Source organism: Roseateles microcysteis (assembly GCF_036880965.1).
Taxonomy (GTDB): Bacteria; Pseudomonadota; Gammaproteobacteria; order Burkholderiales; family Burkholderiaceae_C; genus JAUASW01.
This window is the reverse complement of record NZ_JBAJMV010000006.1, coordinates 372345-388676: the sequence shown is the minus strand read 5'-3', so window position 1 is coordinate 388676 and position 16332 is coordinate 372345. Positions and strand designations below refer to the sequence as shown.

Below are 16332 nucleotides of genomic sequence, written 5' to 3'. Positions count from 1 at the left end.
GGGCCTGTGGTGCCGGCGCGCCGAAATGTGGATGTCCACAACTTCCGCCGGGCGAGGTCGCTTCGCACAATCGAGCGCATAGCGGCTCAATTCCATCCGCAGCTGCCACAACAGGAGACAAGCCATGCCCAGAATCGCACGCCGTTCCATCGCCATCGCCGCCGCCAGCCTGCTGGCCATCGTCAGCTTGGGCGCCCAGGCGCAGGCGCCCATCGTCATCAAGTTCAGCCATGTCGTGGCGCCCGACACGCCCAAGGGCAAGGGCGCACTGCGCTTCAAGGAGCTGGCAGAACAGCGCACCGGCGGCCGCGTCAAGGTCGAGGTCTATCCGAACAGCCAGCTCTACAAGGACAAGGAAGAGCTCGAGGCGCTGCAGCTCGGCTCGGTGCAAATGCTGGCGCCCTCGCTCTCGAAGTTCGGTCCGCTGGGTGTCAAGGAATATGAGGTCTTCGACCTGCCCTTCATCTTCAAGGACACCGAGGCCTTCCGCGCCGTGACCGAGGGCAAGGTCGGTGCCGACCTGTTCAAGAAGCTGGAGAGCAAGGGCATCACCGGTCTCGCCTACTGGGACAACGGTGCCACCCACATGACGGCCAACAAGCCGCTGAAGAACGTGGCCGACTTCAAGGGCCTGAAGATGCGCATCCAGTCCAGCAAGGTGCTTGACGCGCAGATGCGCTCGCTCGGCTCGATCCCGCAGGTGATGGCCTTCAGCGAGCTCTACCAGGCGTTGCAGACCGGCGTGGTGGACGGTACCGAGAGCACGCCGTCCAACATCTACACGCAGAAGGTCTTCGAGGTGCAGAAGCACATGACGCTGTCCGGCCATGGCCACCTGGCCTATGCCGTCGTCGTGAACAAGAAGTTCTGGGACGGCCTGCCGGCCGAGCTGCGCAGCCAGCTCGAGGGCGCCATGAAGGACGCCACCACCTACGCCAACGCCATCGCCGCCACCGAGAACGCCACGGCACTCGACAAGATCAAGGCCAGCGGCAAGACAGCCATCTACACGCCCACGGCCGCCGAGCTCAACGAGATGAAGAAGGCCACCTCGGTGGTGCACAAGGAGATGGAAGCGCGCGTGGGCAAGCAGATGATTGCCGATACCTACAAGGCCGCCGGCTACTCGCTGAGCAAGTAAGCCATTGTTCCGAACGCGGCGCCACACTGGTGCCGCTCTCGCACCTGCCCCCCCTCTCTGGGAGCTTCCATGCTCAACCGCATCCTCAACCACCTCGAGGAATGGCTGATCGCCTTCCTGATCGGTGGTGCCACGCTGGTGATCTTCGCCGCCGTGGTGCACCGCTACCTCTCCGGCGTGCCCTACATCCAGGACTACACGATCCAGATCAACATGAGCTGGGCGCAGGAGCTGTGCATCTTCATGTTTGTCTGGATGGCCAAGTTCGGCGCCGCCTATGGCGTGCGCACCGGCATCCACGTGGGCGTGGACGTGATCCTGCGCAAGCTCAAGGGCCGTGCGCACAAGGCACTGGTCCTCGTGGGCCTGCTGGCCGGCGCGCTGTTCACCGGCACGGTGGCGGCCATGGGCGCCAACTTCGTCTGGCACATGTCCGAGACCGAGCAGACCTCGGCCGACCTCGAGGTGCCGATGTGGTGGGTCTATCTCTGTGTGCCGCTGGGCTCGTCTCTGATGAGCTTCCGCTTCCTGCAGGTGGCCTGGAGCTTCCTGAAGACCGGCGAGCTGCCCCACCATGACCACGGCCATGTCGAAGGCCTGGACGATGCCGGTCCGGCCTGAGCAAGGAGCACGACACCATGAACGCCTCCATCATCTTCGTGCTGCTGATCCTGCTGATGCTGACCGGCATGCCGATCAGCATCTCGCTCGGGCTCACCGTCCTGACCTTCCTCTTCACCATGACCGAGGTGCCGATCCAGTCGGTCGCCTTGAAGCTGTTCACCGGCATCGAGAAGTTCGAGATCATGGCGATCCCGTTCTTCATCCTGGCCGGCAACTTCCTGACCCACGGCGGCGTGGCGCGGCGGATGATCCGCTTCGCCACCAGCATGATCGGCCACTGGAACGGGGGCTTGGGCCTCGCCGGCGTGATGGCCTGCGCGCTGTTCGCCGCGGTGTCGGGCTCCTCGCCCGCCACCGTGGTGGCCATCGGTTCGGTGATCCTGCCGGCCATGGTCAAGCAGGGATTCCCCAACCGTTTCGGCGCGGGCATCCTGACTACCTCGGGGTCGCTGGGCATCCTGATCCCGCCGTCCATCGTGATGGTGATGTACTCGGTCTCGACCAACACCTCGGTCGGCTCGCTGTTCATTGCCGGCGTCGTGCCGGGCCTCTTGCTGGCGATCTGCCTCGGCTTCACCACCTGGTTCATCGCCCGCAAGAACAACTACCCGCGCATGCCCAAGGCCTCGTGGGCCGAGCGCTGGAAGGCCTTCCGCGAAAGCGTCTGGGGCCTGTTGCTGATCGTCATCGTGATGGGCGGCATCTACACCGGCATCTTCACGCCGACGGAAGCGGCGGCCATGTCGGCGGTCTATGCCTTCGTGATTGCCACCTTCGTCTACAAGGACATGTCCCTGAAGCGCCTGCCCAAGGTACTGCTGGACTCGGCCAGCATGAGCGCGATGCTGCTCTACATCATCACGAACGCGGTGCTGTTCAGCTTCCTGATGACCAGCGAGAACATCCCGCAGGCCATGGCCGACTGGATGATCGGCCAGGGCTTCGGTCCCATCGCTTTCCTGCTGGTCTGCAACATCCTGCTGCTCTTGGCCGGCAACGTGATGGAGCCCAGCTCCATCGTGCTGATTCTTGCGCCCATCCTGTTCCCGGTGGCGATGAAGCTCGGCATCGACCCGGTGCACTTCGGCATCCTGATCGTGGTGAACATGGAAGTGGGCATGTGCCACCCGCCGGTGGGCCTGAACCTTTATGTGGCCTCGGGTATCACCAAGATGGGCATCTCGGAACTGACCGTGGCCGTCTGGCCCTGGCTGCTCACGATGCTGATCTTCCTGGGCGTGGTGACCTATGTGCCTCAGATCTCGCTGTGGCTGCCGCAGCTGCTCCTGAAATAGGACCAAGGCACTTGCAATAGGGGCTCGCCACGGCGAGCCCTTTTTTCTGCTGAATCGCCGAATTCCTGGGATGTCCCTTGACGGCACATTGCCGTCTTTCATGATGGCTCGAAGATCAGGCCGCTTGGGCACTCTGTTGCGTTCGTGTCCTCCGGCCTTCGGCCTCCTCCTCTACCTCACTCCACAGAGCGCCCAACCGTCCTGATCCGCACCGCCCGTCGCCTGTGTCGAGGCACATGCCCAGTGTGGCCGGAGCAGGACGGCAGTGGGTTTCCCGAAGCGAGGTAAAGGAGGAGGACCTGGCGCGGCCAGGGCCGGGGGACACGAGCGCAGGGGAACCCGCTGGCGGCCTGATCTTCGACCAACCGAGGAACAAGAAAACGAACGGCAGCTACGTGCCTGCATGAGTCTCCCCCTCAGATCGGCGATGAGCCATTTTTTGCATGCGCGCGCGATGCGATGATCCGGCTCCATCGAAAACCCTGGATGAATTCCATGCGCAAGCTGCTCGCCTTGATTCCCCTCGCGCTGTGCCTGTCGCCGGCCTTGGCCGCCGAACCCATCACCACCGCCTCGGGCCTGGTCTACACCGAAGTCGTGGCCGGCACCGGCGCGAAGCCGACGCAGAACGACAAGGTCAAGGTGCACTACGTCGGCCGCTTTCTCGACGGCCGCGAGTTCGACAGTTCGGTCGCCCGCGGCGAGCCGATGGACCTGCCGCTCAACCGCGTGATCCGTTGCTGGACCGAAGGCGTGCAGTTGATGAAGGTCGGCGGCAAGGCCAAGTTCTATTGCCCGGCCGCCCTGGCCTATGGCGAACGCGGTGCCGGTGGCGGCGCCATTCCGCCCAACACGCCGCTGACCTTCGAGATCGAGCTGCTGGGCATCGTCAAGCCCTGAGCACGGCGGGTCGCCTCGGGGATGGCCATGGAGCGATGGGCTGTGACCTTGATTGATTGCTGAGGCCCGCTTGCGGGCATGGAAGTTGCGTCAAGCCCTGCAACCCTTGTCCCGTAACAACCCCCCTTGAGCGACTCCCTTTCCCTGGCCCAGGGCCTGCGCGTCCTGCTGATCGATGACGGTGCCCACCGCGGCGCGCTGATCAGCGACGAGCTGGCGCGCCTGGGCTGCGAGGTGGTGGGCGTGGTGGAGCAGGCCACGCTGATCCATGACTGCGTGCTGCGCTTGAAGCCCGATGTGGTGATCGTCGACAGTGAATCGCCCACCCGCGACACGGTAGAGATGCTTGCCACGGTTTCGGAGACGATGCCGCGCCCGGTGGTGATGTTTTCCGAGGACGGCGGCGACGACCCGATGCGCCGCGCCCTGAAGGCGGGCGTCAGCGCCTATGTGGTGGCCGGCCTGCGCGCCGAGCGCCTGGCGCCGGTGCTGCAGGTGGCGATTGCCCGTTTCGAGCAAGACCTGGCGCTGCGCCAGGAGCTGGGCAAGGCGCAGGCGCAATTGGCCAGCCGCAAGAGCGTGGAGAAGGCCAAGGGCATCCTGATGAGCGAGCTGGGCCTGGATGAGGACGCGGCCTACAAGCGTCTGCGCAAGCTCGCGATGGACCGCGGTGAGGCGTTGGCCGCCGTGGCAGAGCGGGTCATCGACGCGCATTCCCTTTTGCGCCCGTGTTGATGTTGCATTGCACCAATCTGGCGCAGCGATGCCGGCAAACAGTGCGCGGCCGGTGCGTGCACCGGCCAAATCTCCCGGAATAACGCTGGCACGCTTTCTGCTGAAGTGAAGTCGTCGGGCCCGCAACGGCGTGGGCCCTTCTGGAATCGAACAAGGACAAAGGCGTCCGACCGATGGAGACACGCGAGTGGTCTCCTGGTCGCGACGCCTTTGTCCTTTTCTGCTTGGAGATCTCGATGAGCCATACGACTGGAAAGAAGCTGCACAAGGAGGGTTTGATGAGCGAGGAACGCCGCACATTGCTGGCCGGCGCTGCCGGTGCCGCCATGAGTGCCATGAGCCCCATGGCCTGGGCCGCCGGCTCGGACAAGCCCGAGAAGGAGGAGGTGCGCATCGGCTTCATCCCCCTGACCGACTGCGCCTCCATCGTGATGGCCTCGGTGCTGGGCTTCGACAAGAAGTACGGCATCAAGATCATCCCGACCAAGGAAGCCTCGTGGGCTGGTGTGCGTGACAAGCTGGTCAACGGCGAGCTGGACATGGCGCACGTGCTTTACGGCCTGATCTACGGCGTGCACCTCGGCGTCAGCGGGCCGAAGAAGGACATGGCCGTGCTGATGACCCTGAACAACAACGGCCAGGCCATCACGCTGTCGAAGAAGCTGGCGGACAAGGGCGCCGTGGATGGCGCCTCGCTCGCCAAGCTGATGAGCACCGAGAAGCGCGAGTACACCTTCGCGCAGACCTTCCCGACCGGCACGCATGCGATGTGGCTGTACTACTGGCTGGCCAGTGTCGGCATCAATCCGATCAAGGACGCCAAGGTCATCACCGTGCCGCCGCCGCAGATGGTGGCAAACATGCGCGTGGGCAATATGGACGGCTACTGCGTCGGCGAGCCCTGGGGCCACCGCGCCATCATGGACGGCATCGGCATCACCGCCGTGACCACGCAGGACATCTGGAAGGACCATCCCGAGAAGGTGCTGGGCACGACCGGCGAGTTCGCGAAGAAGTATCCGAACACCGCGCGCGCCGTGATCATGGCCGTGCTGGAGGCCAGCCGCTGGATCGATGCCGGCCTGCAGAACAAGCTGAAGATGGCCGACACCATCGCCGACAAGTCCTATGTCAATACCAGCGCCGACGCGATCAACCAGCGCATCCTCGGCCGCTACCAGAACGGCCTGGGCAAGACCTGGGACGACCCGAACCACATGAAGTTCTTCAACGACGGTGCGGTGAACTTCCCCTACCTGTCGGACGGCATGTGGTTCCTGACCCAGCACAAGCGCTGGGGCCTGATCAAGGACCATCCCGATTACCTGGGCGTGGCCAAGCAGATCAATCAGATCGAGCTCTACAAGCAGGCCGCATCGCAGCTGAAGGTCAGCGTGCCCAAGGACGCCCTGCGCGCCAGCAAGCTGATCGACGGCGTGACCTGGGACGGCAAGGAACCCGCCAAGTACGCCGATTCGTTCAAGGTCAAGGCTTGAGGAGCACAACATGGTCTCCGCAGTCTTTCATTCGCCGCGCGAAGTGATCAGCGAGGAGCCAGCCGCCGTGGCAGCCAAGCCTCGCGAGCCCTTGGCTGTCGTCGCCAAGCCGCAGCCCAAGGCGCGCGCTCCGCTGGACTGGCGCGCCTTCTGGATGCGCGTGCTGCCGCCCATCCTCGGCCTGGCCTTGCTGGTCGGCGTGTGGGGACTGCTGACGCAAAAGGGCGGCAGCTTTCCCACGCCCGTTCAAACCTTCGATGCCGCCGTCAAGCTGTTTGCCGACCCCTTCTACAGCAAGGGCCCGAACGATCAGGGCATAGGCTGGAACATCCTGTTCTCGCTGCAGCGCGTGGCCATGGGCTTCGGCCTCGCTGCCCTGGTGGGCATCCCGCTGGGCTTCATCATCGGCCGCTTCGAGTTCGCGAACCGCATGGTCTCGCCCTTGATCAGCCTCCTGAAGCCGGTGTCGCCGCTGGCCTGGCTGCCCATCGGCCTGCTGGTGTTCAAGAGCGCCAATCCGGCCGCGATCTGGACCATCTTCATCTGCTCGATCTGGCCGATGGTCGTCAACACCGCCGTGGGCGTGCAGCGCGTGCCGCAGGACTACCTGAACGTGGCCCGCGTCTTGAACCTCAGCGAATGGAAGGTCATCACGCGCATCCTGTTCCCGGCCGTCCTGCCCTACCTGCTGACGGGTGTGCGCCTGTCCGTCGGCACGGCCTGGCTGGTGATCGTGGCGGCCGAGATGCTGACCGGCGGCGTGGGCATCGGCTTCTGGGTCTGGGACGAGTGGAACAACCTGAACGTCCAGCACATCATCATCGCCATCTTCGTGATCGGCATCGTGGGCCTGGCCTTGGAGCAACTCCTGATGCTCGTGGCCCAGCGCTTCTCCTTCAGCGAGGACTGACCCCATGAGCAGCAAACCATTTGTCCTGGTGCAGGACGCCGAAATGGTGTTCTCCACCCGCAAGGGAAAGTTCCATGCACTGCGCGAGATCAATCTCGAAGTGCAGCGCGGCGAGTTCATCACGCTGATCGGCCATTCGGGCTGCGGCAAGTCCACGCTGCTGAATCTGATCGCGGGGCTGCTGTCCCCCACGAGCGGCGGCCTGATCTGCGATGGCCGCGAGATCGCGGCGCCCGGCCCCGAGCGCGCGGTCGTGTTCCAGAATCATTCGCTCCTGCCCTGGCTCACGTGCTTTGAGAACGTGTACCTGGCGGTCGAGCGCGTTTTCGGTGCCGAGGAGACAAAGGCCCAGCTCAAACAGCGTACGCTAGATGCGCTGGCGCTGGTCGGCATGGGACATGCGGCCGCCAAGAAGCCGCAGGAAATTTCGGGTGGCATGAAGCAGCGCATCGGCATTGCCCGGGCGCTGGCCATGGAGCCCAAGGTCCTGCTGATGGACGAGCCCTTCGGCGCACTCGACGCGCTGACCCGCGCCAAGCTGCAGGACGAACTCCTGAAGATCGTGGCGAGAACGCAGAGCACGGTGGTGATGGTGACGCACGACGTGGACGAAGCCGTGCTGCTCTCGGACCGCATCGTGATGATGACCAACGGGCCGGCCGCCACCATCGGCGAGATTCTCCCGGTGGACTTGCCACGGCCGCGCGACCGCGTGGCCTTGGCCGAAGACCCGGTCTATTTGCATGCCCGCAAGGCGGTGATCGACTTCCTCTACACCCGCCATGCCCATGTGGAGGCTGCTGCATGAAGAAGATGAAGCTGGTGATGGTGGGCAACGGCATGGCCGGTGTGCGCACGCTGGAAGAACTGCTGAAGATCGCGCCCGATCTCTACGACATCACCGTGTTCGGCGCCGAGCCGCATCCCAACTACAACCGCATCCTGCTGAGTCCGGTGCTGGCCGGAGAGCAGACGATCGAGGAGATCATCCTCAATCCGCTGGACTGGTATGAGGACAACAACATCACGCTGCATCTGGGCAAGAAGGTCACCCAGATCGACCGTGTCAAGCGGCGCGTGATCGCAGAAGACGGCAATGGATCCACAACTTCGGCCGACTACGACCGCCTCCTGATCGCCACCGGCTCCAGCCCCTTCATCCTGCCGGTGCCCGGCAAGGAGCTGAATGGCGTGATCGCCTACCGCGACATTGCCGACACCAACGCGATGATCGATGCGGCCACGAAGTACCAGCATGCGGTGGTGATCGGTGGCGGCCTGCTGGGCCTGGAAGCCGCCAACGGCCTGATGCTGCGCGGCATGCAGGTGACCGTGGTGCATCTGGGTGACTGGCTGATGGAGCGCCAGCTTGACGACCAGGCGGGCGACCTCCTGCGCAAGTCGCTGGAAGCACGCGGCCTGAAGTTCCTGCTCGGCGCGCAGACGCAGGCGCTGATCGGTGGCAAGGATGGTCGTGTCATGGCGGTGCAATTCAAGGACGGCAAGGAGATTCCGGCCGATCTGGTCGTGATGGCCGCCGGCATCCGCCCCAATACCGAGCTGGCCGCTTCTGCCGGCATCCACTGCAACCGCGGCATCGTCGTCAGCGACACGATGCAGACCATCACCGACCCGCGCATCTACTCGGTCGGCGAATGTGCGGCGCACCGCGGCATTGCCTATGGCCTGGTGGCGCCGCTGTTCGAGCAGGGTAAGGTCTGCGCCACGCACCTGGCCGAGTTCGGCATCGGCCGCTACCAGGGTTCGCAGACCAGCACCAAGTTGAAGGTCACCGGCATCGACCTGTTCAGCGCCGGTGATTTCATGGGCGGTGAGGGCAGCGAAGAAATCCTGATGAGCGACCCCTTCGCAGGCGTCTACAAGAAGCTGGTGATCAAGGACGACAAGCTCGTCGGCGCCTGCCTGTATGGCGACACGGTGGACGGCAGCTGGTACTTCAAGCTCCTGCGCGAGGGCCGCAAGATCTCTGACATCCGCGACAAGCTGATGTTCGGCGAGTCGAACATCGGCGACGTGGGTCATCAAGGCCACAACAAGGCCGCAGCGATGGCGGACTCTGACGAAGTCTGCGGCTGCAACGGTGTCAACAAGGGCTCGATCTGCAAGGCGATCAAGGACAAGGGCCTGTTCACCTTGGAAGAGGTGCGCAAGCACACCAAGGCCAGCGCTTCCTGCGGGTCCTGCACCGGCCTGGTCGAGCAACTCCTGATGTTCACGGCCGGTGGCGACTATTCGGCCACGCCGAAGAAGAAGGCGATCTGCTCCTGCACCGACATGAGCCACCAGGACGTGCGCGACGCGATCTTCAAGGACCACATCACCAGCCTCGATGCGCTGTATGCGCAGCTTGGCTGGAAGAGCGCGAACGGTTGCGCCACCTGCCGGCCCGCGCTCAACTACTACCTGATCTCCTCCTGGCCCAAGGAGGCCGAGGACGACCCGCAGAGCCGCTACATCAACGAGCGCTCGCATGCCAATATCCAGAAGGACGGCACGTACTCGGTGATCCCGCGCATGTGGGGCGGCGAGACCACGGCCGATGAGCTGCGACGCATCGCAGCCGCGGTCGACAAGTACCAGATCCCGACGGTCAAGGTCACGGGCGGCCAGCGCATCGACCTGCTGGGCGTGAAGAAGGAGGACCTGGTCAATGTCTGGAAGGACATCGGCATGCCCTCGGGCCACGCATATGCGAAGGCGCTGCGCACGGTCAAGACCTGCGTGGGCTCTGAGTGGTGTCGCATGGGCACGCAGGATTCGACGCAGATGGGCAAGGACCTCGAGCGCGCCATGTGGCGCATGTATGCGCCGCACAAGGTCAAGTTCGCGGTCTCGGGCTGCCCGCGCAACTGTGCGGAGGCCGGCATCAAGGACGTCGGCATCATCGGTGTGGACTCGGGCTGGGAGATGTATGTGGCCGGCAACGGCGGCATCAAGACCGAGGTGGCGCACTTCTTCACCAAGCTGAAGACCGCCGAGGAGGTACTGGAGTACACCGGCGCCTTCATGCAGCTCTACCGCAAGGAAGGCTGGTACCTGGAGCGAACGGTGCACTACGTCTCGCGCGTGGGGCTGGACCATGTGAAGGCCAAGGTACTGGACGACCATGAGGGTCGCAAGAAGCTCTGGGCCGAGCTGCAGTTCGCGCTCGATGGTGAGCCTGACCCCTGGTTCGACTTCGACAAGGCGAAGGTCGATCTGCGCCAGTTCCAGCCGGTGTGAGAGGAGACACGCAAATGAGTGAATGGAAAACGATCTGCGCCGTCGCTGACATCCCGGTTCTGGGTTCGCGCCGCGTGCAACGTGCCAAGGGCCCGCAAGTGGCCTTGTTCCGCACGGCGGACGATCAGGTCTATGCGCTGCTGGACCGCTGCCCGCACAAGGCCGGGCCGCTGAGCCAGGGCATCGTGTTCGGCAAGGCCGTGGCCTGCCCCCTGCACAACTGGACCATCGCGCTGGACAGCGGCTGCGCCCGCGAGCCCGATGAAGGCAGCACGCCCAGGTTCACGGTCAGGATCAATGGGGGCCAGGTCTTGCTCAGCCAGCAGGAGCTGGACACGGTGGCCATTGAGCTGGAGCCGGTCAAGGCCGGCCCCTGCACGCGGGCTCACGCCTGCTGAGCCCATGACAGACACACGCTCTACCTGCCCTTATTGTGGCGTTGGCTGTGGCGTGATCATCGAGAGCGATGCGGGCCAGATCACGGGCGTGCGCGGTGACCCCGATCACCCGGCCAACTTCGGCCGGCTCTGCAGCAAGGGCTCGACGCTGCACCTCACCGCCACGCCCATCGTGCTGCAGACCAAGCGCCTGCATCATCCGCAGCATCGCGCCGCGCGTGGCGATGAACTGCAGGCACTGAGCTGGGACGAAGCGAATCAGAGAATCGCCGACAAGCTGCTGAGCCTGCGCGCCGACCACGGGCCCGACGCCATCGGCTTCTACATCTCCGGGCAGTTGCTCACCGAGGACTATCACGCGTTCAACAAGCTGGCGCGTGGCCTGGTCGGCACCAACAACATCGACAGCAACTCGCGCCTGTGCATGAGCTCGGCCGTGGTGGGCTACAAGCAGAGCCTGGGCTCGGACGCGCCGCCGGCCTGCTACGAAGACCTGGACCGCGCCGACTGCCTGTTCATCACCGGCTCGAACATGGCCTGGGCACATCCCATCCTGTTCCGCCGGATCGAGGCGGCTCGCGCGGCGCGGCCGGAAATGAAGATCATCGTCGTCGACCCGCGCCGCACCGAGACGGCCGAGTTCGCCGACCTGCATCTGCAGATCCAGCCCGGCACCGATGTGGCGCTGTGTCTGGGCATGCTGCATGCGATGGTCTGGGAGGGATGGATCGATGCGAATTTCATCGCCGAGCACACCGAAGGCTTTGACGCGCTGAAGGCCTTGGCACGCGACATGCCGCCGGCCAAGGCGGCGCGGCAATGCGGCATCAGCGAGGCCGATCTTCTGCAGGCGGCACGCTGGTTCGCCACCTCCGAGGCCACGCTTTCGCTCTACTGCATGGGCCTGAACCAGAGCACGAGCGGCACCGCCAAGAACACGGCACTGATCAACCTGCATCTCGCCAGTGGCCAGATCGGCCGGCCCGGTGCCGGGCCCTTCTCGCTGACGGGCCAACCCAATGCCATGGGTGGTCGCGAAACCGGCGGCATGGCCACGCTGTTGCCCGGCCATCGCGACCCGACCGATGCCGACCATCGCGCCGAGATCGCGCGCCTGTGGGGCGTGGACGCGCTGCCAGCAACGGCGGGCAAGACGGCTGTCGAGCTCTTCGAAGCGGCTGCCCGCGGCGAGGTCAAGGCGCTCTGGCTTGCCTGTACCAACCCGGCGCAATCGCTGCCCAATCAGGCCTTGGTGCGCGCGGCGCTGGAACGCTGCGAGCTGGTGATCCTGCAAGAGGCTTTCACCGGTACCGCCACGGCTGCCTATGCCGACTTCGTGCTGCCCGCGGCGACCTGGGGCGAGAAGGAGGGCACGGTCACCAACAGTGAGCGCCGCATCTCGCGCGTGCGTGCCGCTATCTTGCCGCCTGGCGAGGCGCGGCCGGACTGGCAGATTGCACGCGACATCGCGCAGCGGCTTGAAGTGCAGTTGCGCCCGGGCCTGCCGTCCTTGTTCGGTGTTGAGGGTCCCGAAGCCCTGTGGCTCGAACATCGTGAAGCCACGCGTGGCCGCGACCTCGACATCACCGGCCTCACCTACGCGATGCTGGAGCGGTCACCACAGCAGTGGCCATGCCCGGAGGCTGAGTCGCAGGGCCGGGCAAGGCTCTACCAGGACTCGCGCTTCGCCACTGCCAACGGCCGTGCCCGTTTCGTCAGCAGGCCCTTTGCGGCGGCTGCCGACAAGATCGACGCCAGCTTTGCGCTCGCCCTGACGACCGGCCGCATGCGCGACCAGTGGCATGGCATGAGCCGCAGCGGCGCGGTGCCGCGATTGATGGCCTTCGACGCCAGGCCGGCGGTGCGGCTCAATCCGCAAGACCTGGCACGGCGCGGCCTGAAAGACGGCGGGCTGGGCAAGCTGACGACGCGTCGCGGTTCCCTGGTGCTGCCCATGCAGGCAGACGAGACCGTGGCCTGCGGACAGGCCTATGTGCCCATGCACTGGGGCGCCGAGTTCATTGGTGGCGATGGCATCAACGCCTTGACGCAAGACGCCTTCTGCCCCGATGCCCGCCAACCCGAGCTGAAGTTCTCGGCGATGAATGTGCAGCCTGCCGAGCTGCCCTGGCGCATCAGCGCTGCGGCCTGGGTGCCAGCTGCAGAGAGCGCCGCCCTGCGCGAGCAGCTGCGCGCATTGATGCCTGAATTTGGCTATGTGCAATGCCTGCCCGCGCCGCCACAGGACGAGATGTTTGGTGGCAGCGAAGGCTGGTGCCTGGACGCGGCGCTGGCGCAGGCGCCGCACCCCGCGCTCTTGCAGCGCCTGGCCGCCATCCTCAAGCTCGAAGGTACCGGCGTGCTGCGCTATGCCGACACCCGCCGGGGCCGCCATCGCGCGCTGCGCCTGTCCGGCGAGGGCGATCAGGCGCGCTTGCAAGCCCTGCTGCGTGTCGGCGAAGGCGAGGATGGCGCCTGGCTCACCGAGCTCTGGCGTGAAGCGCAAGCCGCCGCGCCGCATGGCCGCTGGCTGCTCGCACCCGAAGCGCAGGCGCCGCAGGGCCTGCAGCAGAGCAGCCCGCAGGTCTGCAACTGTTTCAACGTGCGTGAGGACAGCATCCGTGCCTGCCTAGGGGGCGTCAGCGGGTCGCCGAACGAGCGCCTGGCCCAGCTGCAGGGGCAATTGAAATGCGGCACGCAATGCGGCTCCTGCCTGCCGTCGCTGCGTCGACTTGTGTCCGAAGTTCGCGAAGAGGTGATCACATGAATACTGTCAGCCTTGTTGGCGCCGGCCCCGGCGACCCGGAACTCCTGACTGTGCGTGCGCTCAAGCGCCTGCAGGACGCCGATGTGGTGCTGACCGATGACCTCGTCGATGCCCGTGTGCTGGCGCTGCTGCGATCAGATGCGCGACTCTTGCGCGTCGGCAAGCGCGGCGGTTGCGTCTCGACCGAGCAGCGCTTCATCCATGAGCTGATGATCCGCGAGGCGCGCAGCGGTGCGCGGGTCGTCCGCCTGAAAGGCGGCGACCCCTTCGTCTTCGGCCGCGGCGGCGAAGAGGTCACGGCGCTGCGCGAGGCCGGCATCGAAGTGGAAGTAGTCTCAGGTCTTACCGCCGGCATCGCCGCGCCCGCCAGCATCGGCATCCCGGTCACCGACCGCCGCCATGCACCCGGCGTGGCCTTCGTCACCGGCCACAGGCAAGACGGTGAGGACGCACCCGACTGGGCCGCCCTGGCGCGCAGCGGCCTGACGCTGGTGATCTATATGGGCCTGGCGCGCGCCGAAGCGCTGGTGGCCGCCTTGCGCGCCGGTGGCATGCCGGCTGCGATGCCTGCGGCTGTGATCTCTGCAGCGCATACCGAGCATCAGCGACAGGCGATCTGCACGCTCGGCACCCTGGCCGCTACCCTGAAACGCGCGCGCATCGCGAGCCCCGCGATCCTGGTGGTCGGCGAGGTGGTTCGTGAGGCCGCGCAGCTCGAACAGCTGCTGCCTTTCGGCGAGCAGGCTAGCGCAGGCGGAAGCCGCTGACCACGTCCGACAGCTTGACCGCCTGATCCTTCAGGCTCTCGGCTGCGGCCGCGCTCTCCTCGACGAGCGCGGCGTTCTGCTGCGTCATCTGGTCGAGCTGGGCGACGGCCGTGTTGACTGTGCCAATGCCCTGGCTCTGTTCGATGGTGGAGGCACTGATCTCGGCAATGATGTCGGTCACGCGCTGCACGCTGGCCACGATTTCGTTCATCGTCGTGCCGGCGTCCTGCACCAGGCGAGCACCGGTCTCGACCTTGTCGACGCTGGTATCGATGAGGCCCTTGATTTCCTTGGCGGCCGAGGCTGACCGCTGCGCCAGCGAGCGCACTTCACTGGCCACCACCGCAAAGCCGCGGCCCTGCTCGCCGGCACGCGCGGCTTCCACCGCCGCGTTCAGGGCGAGGATGTTGGTCTGAAAGGCGATGCTGTCGATCACGCCGATGATGTCGGCGATCTTCTTGGAGCTGGTGTTGATCTCGTCCATCGTCGCGACCACCTGGCCCACGACCGTGCCGCCGCGCTGCGCCACTTGAGCTGCGCTGTTGGCCAGCTGGTTCGCCGTGGAGGCACTTTCGGCGCTTTGGTGCACCGTGCCGGTCAATTGCTCCATCGAGCTGGAGGTCTTCTGCAGGTTCGATGAAGCTTCTTCGGTGCGTACGCTCAGGTCCTGGTTGCCGCTGGCGATTTCGGCGCTGGCCGTGTGTATCGATTGTGAGGACTCGCGCACGGTGCGCAGCGACTCGCTCAGCTGCTGGGCCATGCGGTCCAGCGAGCGCAGCAGGTCGCCCACTTCGTCGGCACGGTCGCTGTCGGCTGCCACGCTCAGGTCGCCGGCGGCCACGGCATTGGCCACCTCGCCGGCCCGTGCCAGCTCGGCCACCAGCTTGCCCTGCATGCGCCAGGCGACGAACACGGCGCCGCCGGCGGCCAGCAGGCCGATCAGTGTCAGGATGATGTTGTAGCGGGTGGAGCGGGCCTGTGAGCTTTCAGCAGACTCGGCCGCCAGTGCGTCGATGCGCGCCACCATGCCGCCCATGGTCTTGGCCAGGCTCTCGAACGCGGCATCGGCCTGTTGCATCGCGGCGATGCCGGTGTTCGGGTCGACCGAAGCGAGGTCGATGGCCGAGTCCGCGGCCTTCAGGTATTTGTCGATCTGCCCACCGGCCTCGACGACACCGGCGTGCAGCTGCTCGTCGGCGCCGCTGCCGTCCAGGCTGGCGGCGAGCGTGCGTTGCACCCCGCCCAGCTGCTTGGCGAGGTCGGCACGCAGCGCCTTGGTCTTGGCGTCATCCAGCGAAGCCATCAGGGCGACGGTGCGGTAGACGCTGGCATGCACCTGACCCAATTGGGTCTGGGTGCTGGCCAGGGTCTTGAACTGCTCCATCTGTGCCTGCACTTCCAGCTGGTTGGCCGCGGCCTCGCGATTCATCAGCAGCGCATTGATCTCGCCGGCGGCCAGTGCCACGACAGCGGTGAGCAGCGGGGCCATCAGAAGCTTGGTACCCAGTTTCATGAATGACCCTCCCGGTTCAGCGCTGGTTTGCTTACTTGTAGATGCCGCCGCAGACCACCATGTCTTCAAGCTTCTCGCAGTACATGCTCTTGGGTTCGATCTTCTTGTTCTCCGGATTGGTGAACTTGTAGTCCTGCCAGAACGTCGGCTTGGTCTTGGCCATGTCCAGGCGCTCCTTGACGAAGGCCTTGCCGTCCACGTCCTTCAATTCGATCAGGTTCTTGCCCACCATCTTCTCGTTGGCACCATGGGCGCGTACCACGCCGTCCATGCCGTAGACCGTCAGGTAGAGGTCGCGGTCGCGGAACTGGCCGGTCTTGCTGGTGATCTCGGCATAGCCCTTGTCGTGGCCATTGGCCTTGATGAAGGCGACACCCTTCTTGACCATGGCCGTGGCCTGCTCGGCGGTGGCGCCACCGTCGGCCGCATGCGCGCCGGTGCTCAGGGCCGCGGCCAGCAGCAGGGTCTTGGCGATGCTGCGGTAGTACGTGCTCTTCATGGTGCGGATCTCCTTGTTGGATGGACAGCCCCATCATGGGGCGG

At 65.3% G+C, this 16332-nt stretch carries 14 protein-coding genes; 12 read left to right on the top strand and 2 right to left on the bottom strand.

The annotated features are described in order from the left end of the window. Positions 1-124: 124 nt before the first annotated feature. The 12 genes from V3596_RS18445 (at position 125) to cobA (ending at position 14276) form a co-directional block, all read left to right on the top strand. The gene (locus V3596_RS18445; protein WP_334279271.1) at positions 125-1141 is read left to right on the top strand and encodes a TRAP transporter substrate-binding protein; all 1017 of its coding nucleotides are present in this window, start codon (positions 125-127) and stop codon (positions 1139-1141) included. A 69-nt stretch (positions 1142-1210) separates the two neighbouring features. Then, the gene (locus V3596_RS18440; protein ID WP_334279270.1) at positions 1211-1762 is read left to right on the top strand and encodes a TRAP transporter small permease; all 552 of its coding nucleotides are present in this window, start codon (positions 1211-1213) and stop codon (positions 1760-1762) included. A 17-nt stretch (positions 1763-1779) separates the two neighbouring features. Beyond that, positions 1780-3060 carry a TRAP transporter large permease gene (locus tag V3596_RS18435; protein ID WP_334279269.1) on the top strand — a complete coding sequence of 427 codons (1281 nt, stop codon included), beginning with the start codon at positions 1780-1782 and terminating at the stop codon, positions 3058-3060. 495 nt (positions 3061-3555) lie between these two features. Further along, complete coding sequence (locus tag V3596_RS18430; RefSeq protein ID WP_334279268.1) at positions 3556-3960, top strand: FKBP-type peptidyl-prolyl cis-trans isomerase; 405 nt, start codon at positions 3556-3558, stop codon at positions 3958-3960. A 126-nt stretch (positions 3961-4086) separates the two neighbouring features. Beyond that, positions 4087-4695, top strand: a complete 609-nt coding sequence (locus V3596_RS18425) for an ANTAR domain-containing response regulator (protein ID WP_334279267.1) — start codon at positions 4087-4089, stop codon at positions 4693-4695. 278 nt (positions 4696-4973) lie between these two features. Next, positions 4974-6191: a CmpA/NrtA family ABC transporter substrate-binding protein gene (locus tag V3596_RS18420; protein ID WP_416383995.1), complete on the top strand. Its 1218-nt coding sequence runs from the start codon at positions 4974-4976 to the stop codon at positions 6189-6191. Between the two features lie 10 nt (positions 6192-6201). Further along, entirely contained in the window at positions 6202-7101 is a 900-nt protein-coding gene (gene ntrB, locus V3596_RS18415) for a nitrate ABC transporter permease (protein ID WP_334279265.1), read from the top strand. A gap of 4 nt (positions 7102-7105) precedes the next feature. Next, a complete protein-coding gene (locus V3596_RS18410; RefSeq protein WP_334279264.1) occupies positions 7106-7909 on the top strand; it encodes an ABC transporter ATP-binding protein in 804 nt (267 codons plus the stop codon). Beyond that, entirely contained in the window at positions 7906-10344 is a 2439-nt protein-coding gene (gene nirB, locus V3596_RS18405; RefSeq protein ID WP_334279263.1) for a nitrite reductase large subunit NirB, read from the top strand. Before V3596_RS18410 ends, nirB begins: the two co-directional genes overlap by 4 nt. 14 nt (positions 10345-10358) lie before the next feature. Continuing rightward, a complete protein-coding gene (nirD, locus tag V3596_RS18400; protein ID WP_334279262.1) occupies positions 10359-10742 on the top strand; it encodes a nitrite reductase small subunit NirD in 384 nt (127 codons plus the stop codon). Positions 10743-10746: 4 nt separating this feature from the next. Next, positions 10747-13509, top strand: a complete 2763-nt coding sequence (locus V3596_RS18395; protein WP_334279261.1) for a nitrate reductase — start codon at positions 10747-10749, stop codon at positions 13507-13509. Then, positions 13506-14276 (top strand): uroporphyrinogen-III C-methyltransferase, encoded by a 771-nt coding sequence (gene cobA, locus V3596_RS18390; protein ID WP_334279260.1) that lies wholly within the window; start codon positions 13506-13508, stop codon positions 14274-14276. The genes V3596_RS18395 and cobA overlap by 4 nt, the downstream gene beginning before the upstream one ends. Here cobA and V3596_RS18385 read toward each other — a convergent pair. Together V3596_RS18385 and V3596_RS18380 are read right to left on the bottom strand one after the other, a co-directional pair. Beyond that, a complete protein-coding gene (locus tag V3596_RS18385) occupies positions 14254-15789 on the bottom strand; it encodes a methyl-accepting chemotaxis protein (RefSeq protein WP_334279259.1) in 1536 nt (511 codons plus the stop codon). The genes cobA and V3596_RS18385 overlap by 23 nt on opposite strands. 31 nt (positions 15790-15820) lie before the next feature. Then, positions 15821-16288: a cache domain-containing protein gene (locus V3596_RS18380; RefSeq protein ID WP_334279258.1), complete on the bottom strand. Its 468-nt coding sequence runs from the start codon at positions 16286-16288 to the stop codon at positions 15821-15823. Positions 16289-16332: the final 44 nt, after the last annotated feature.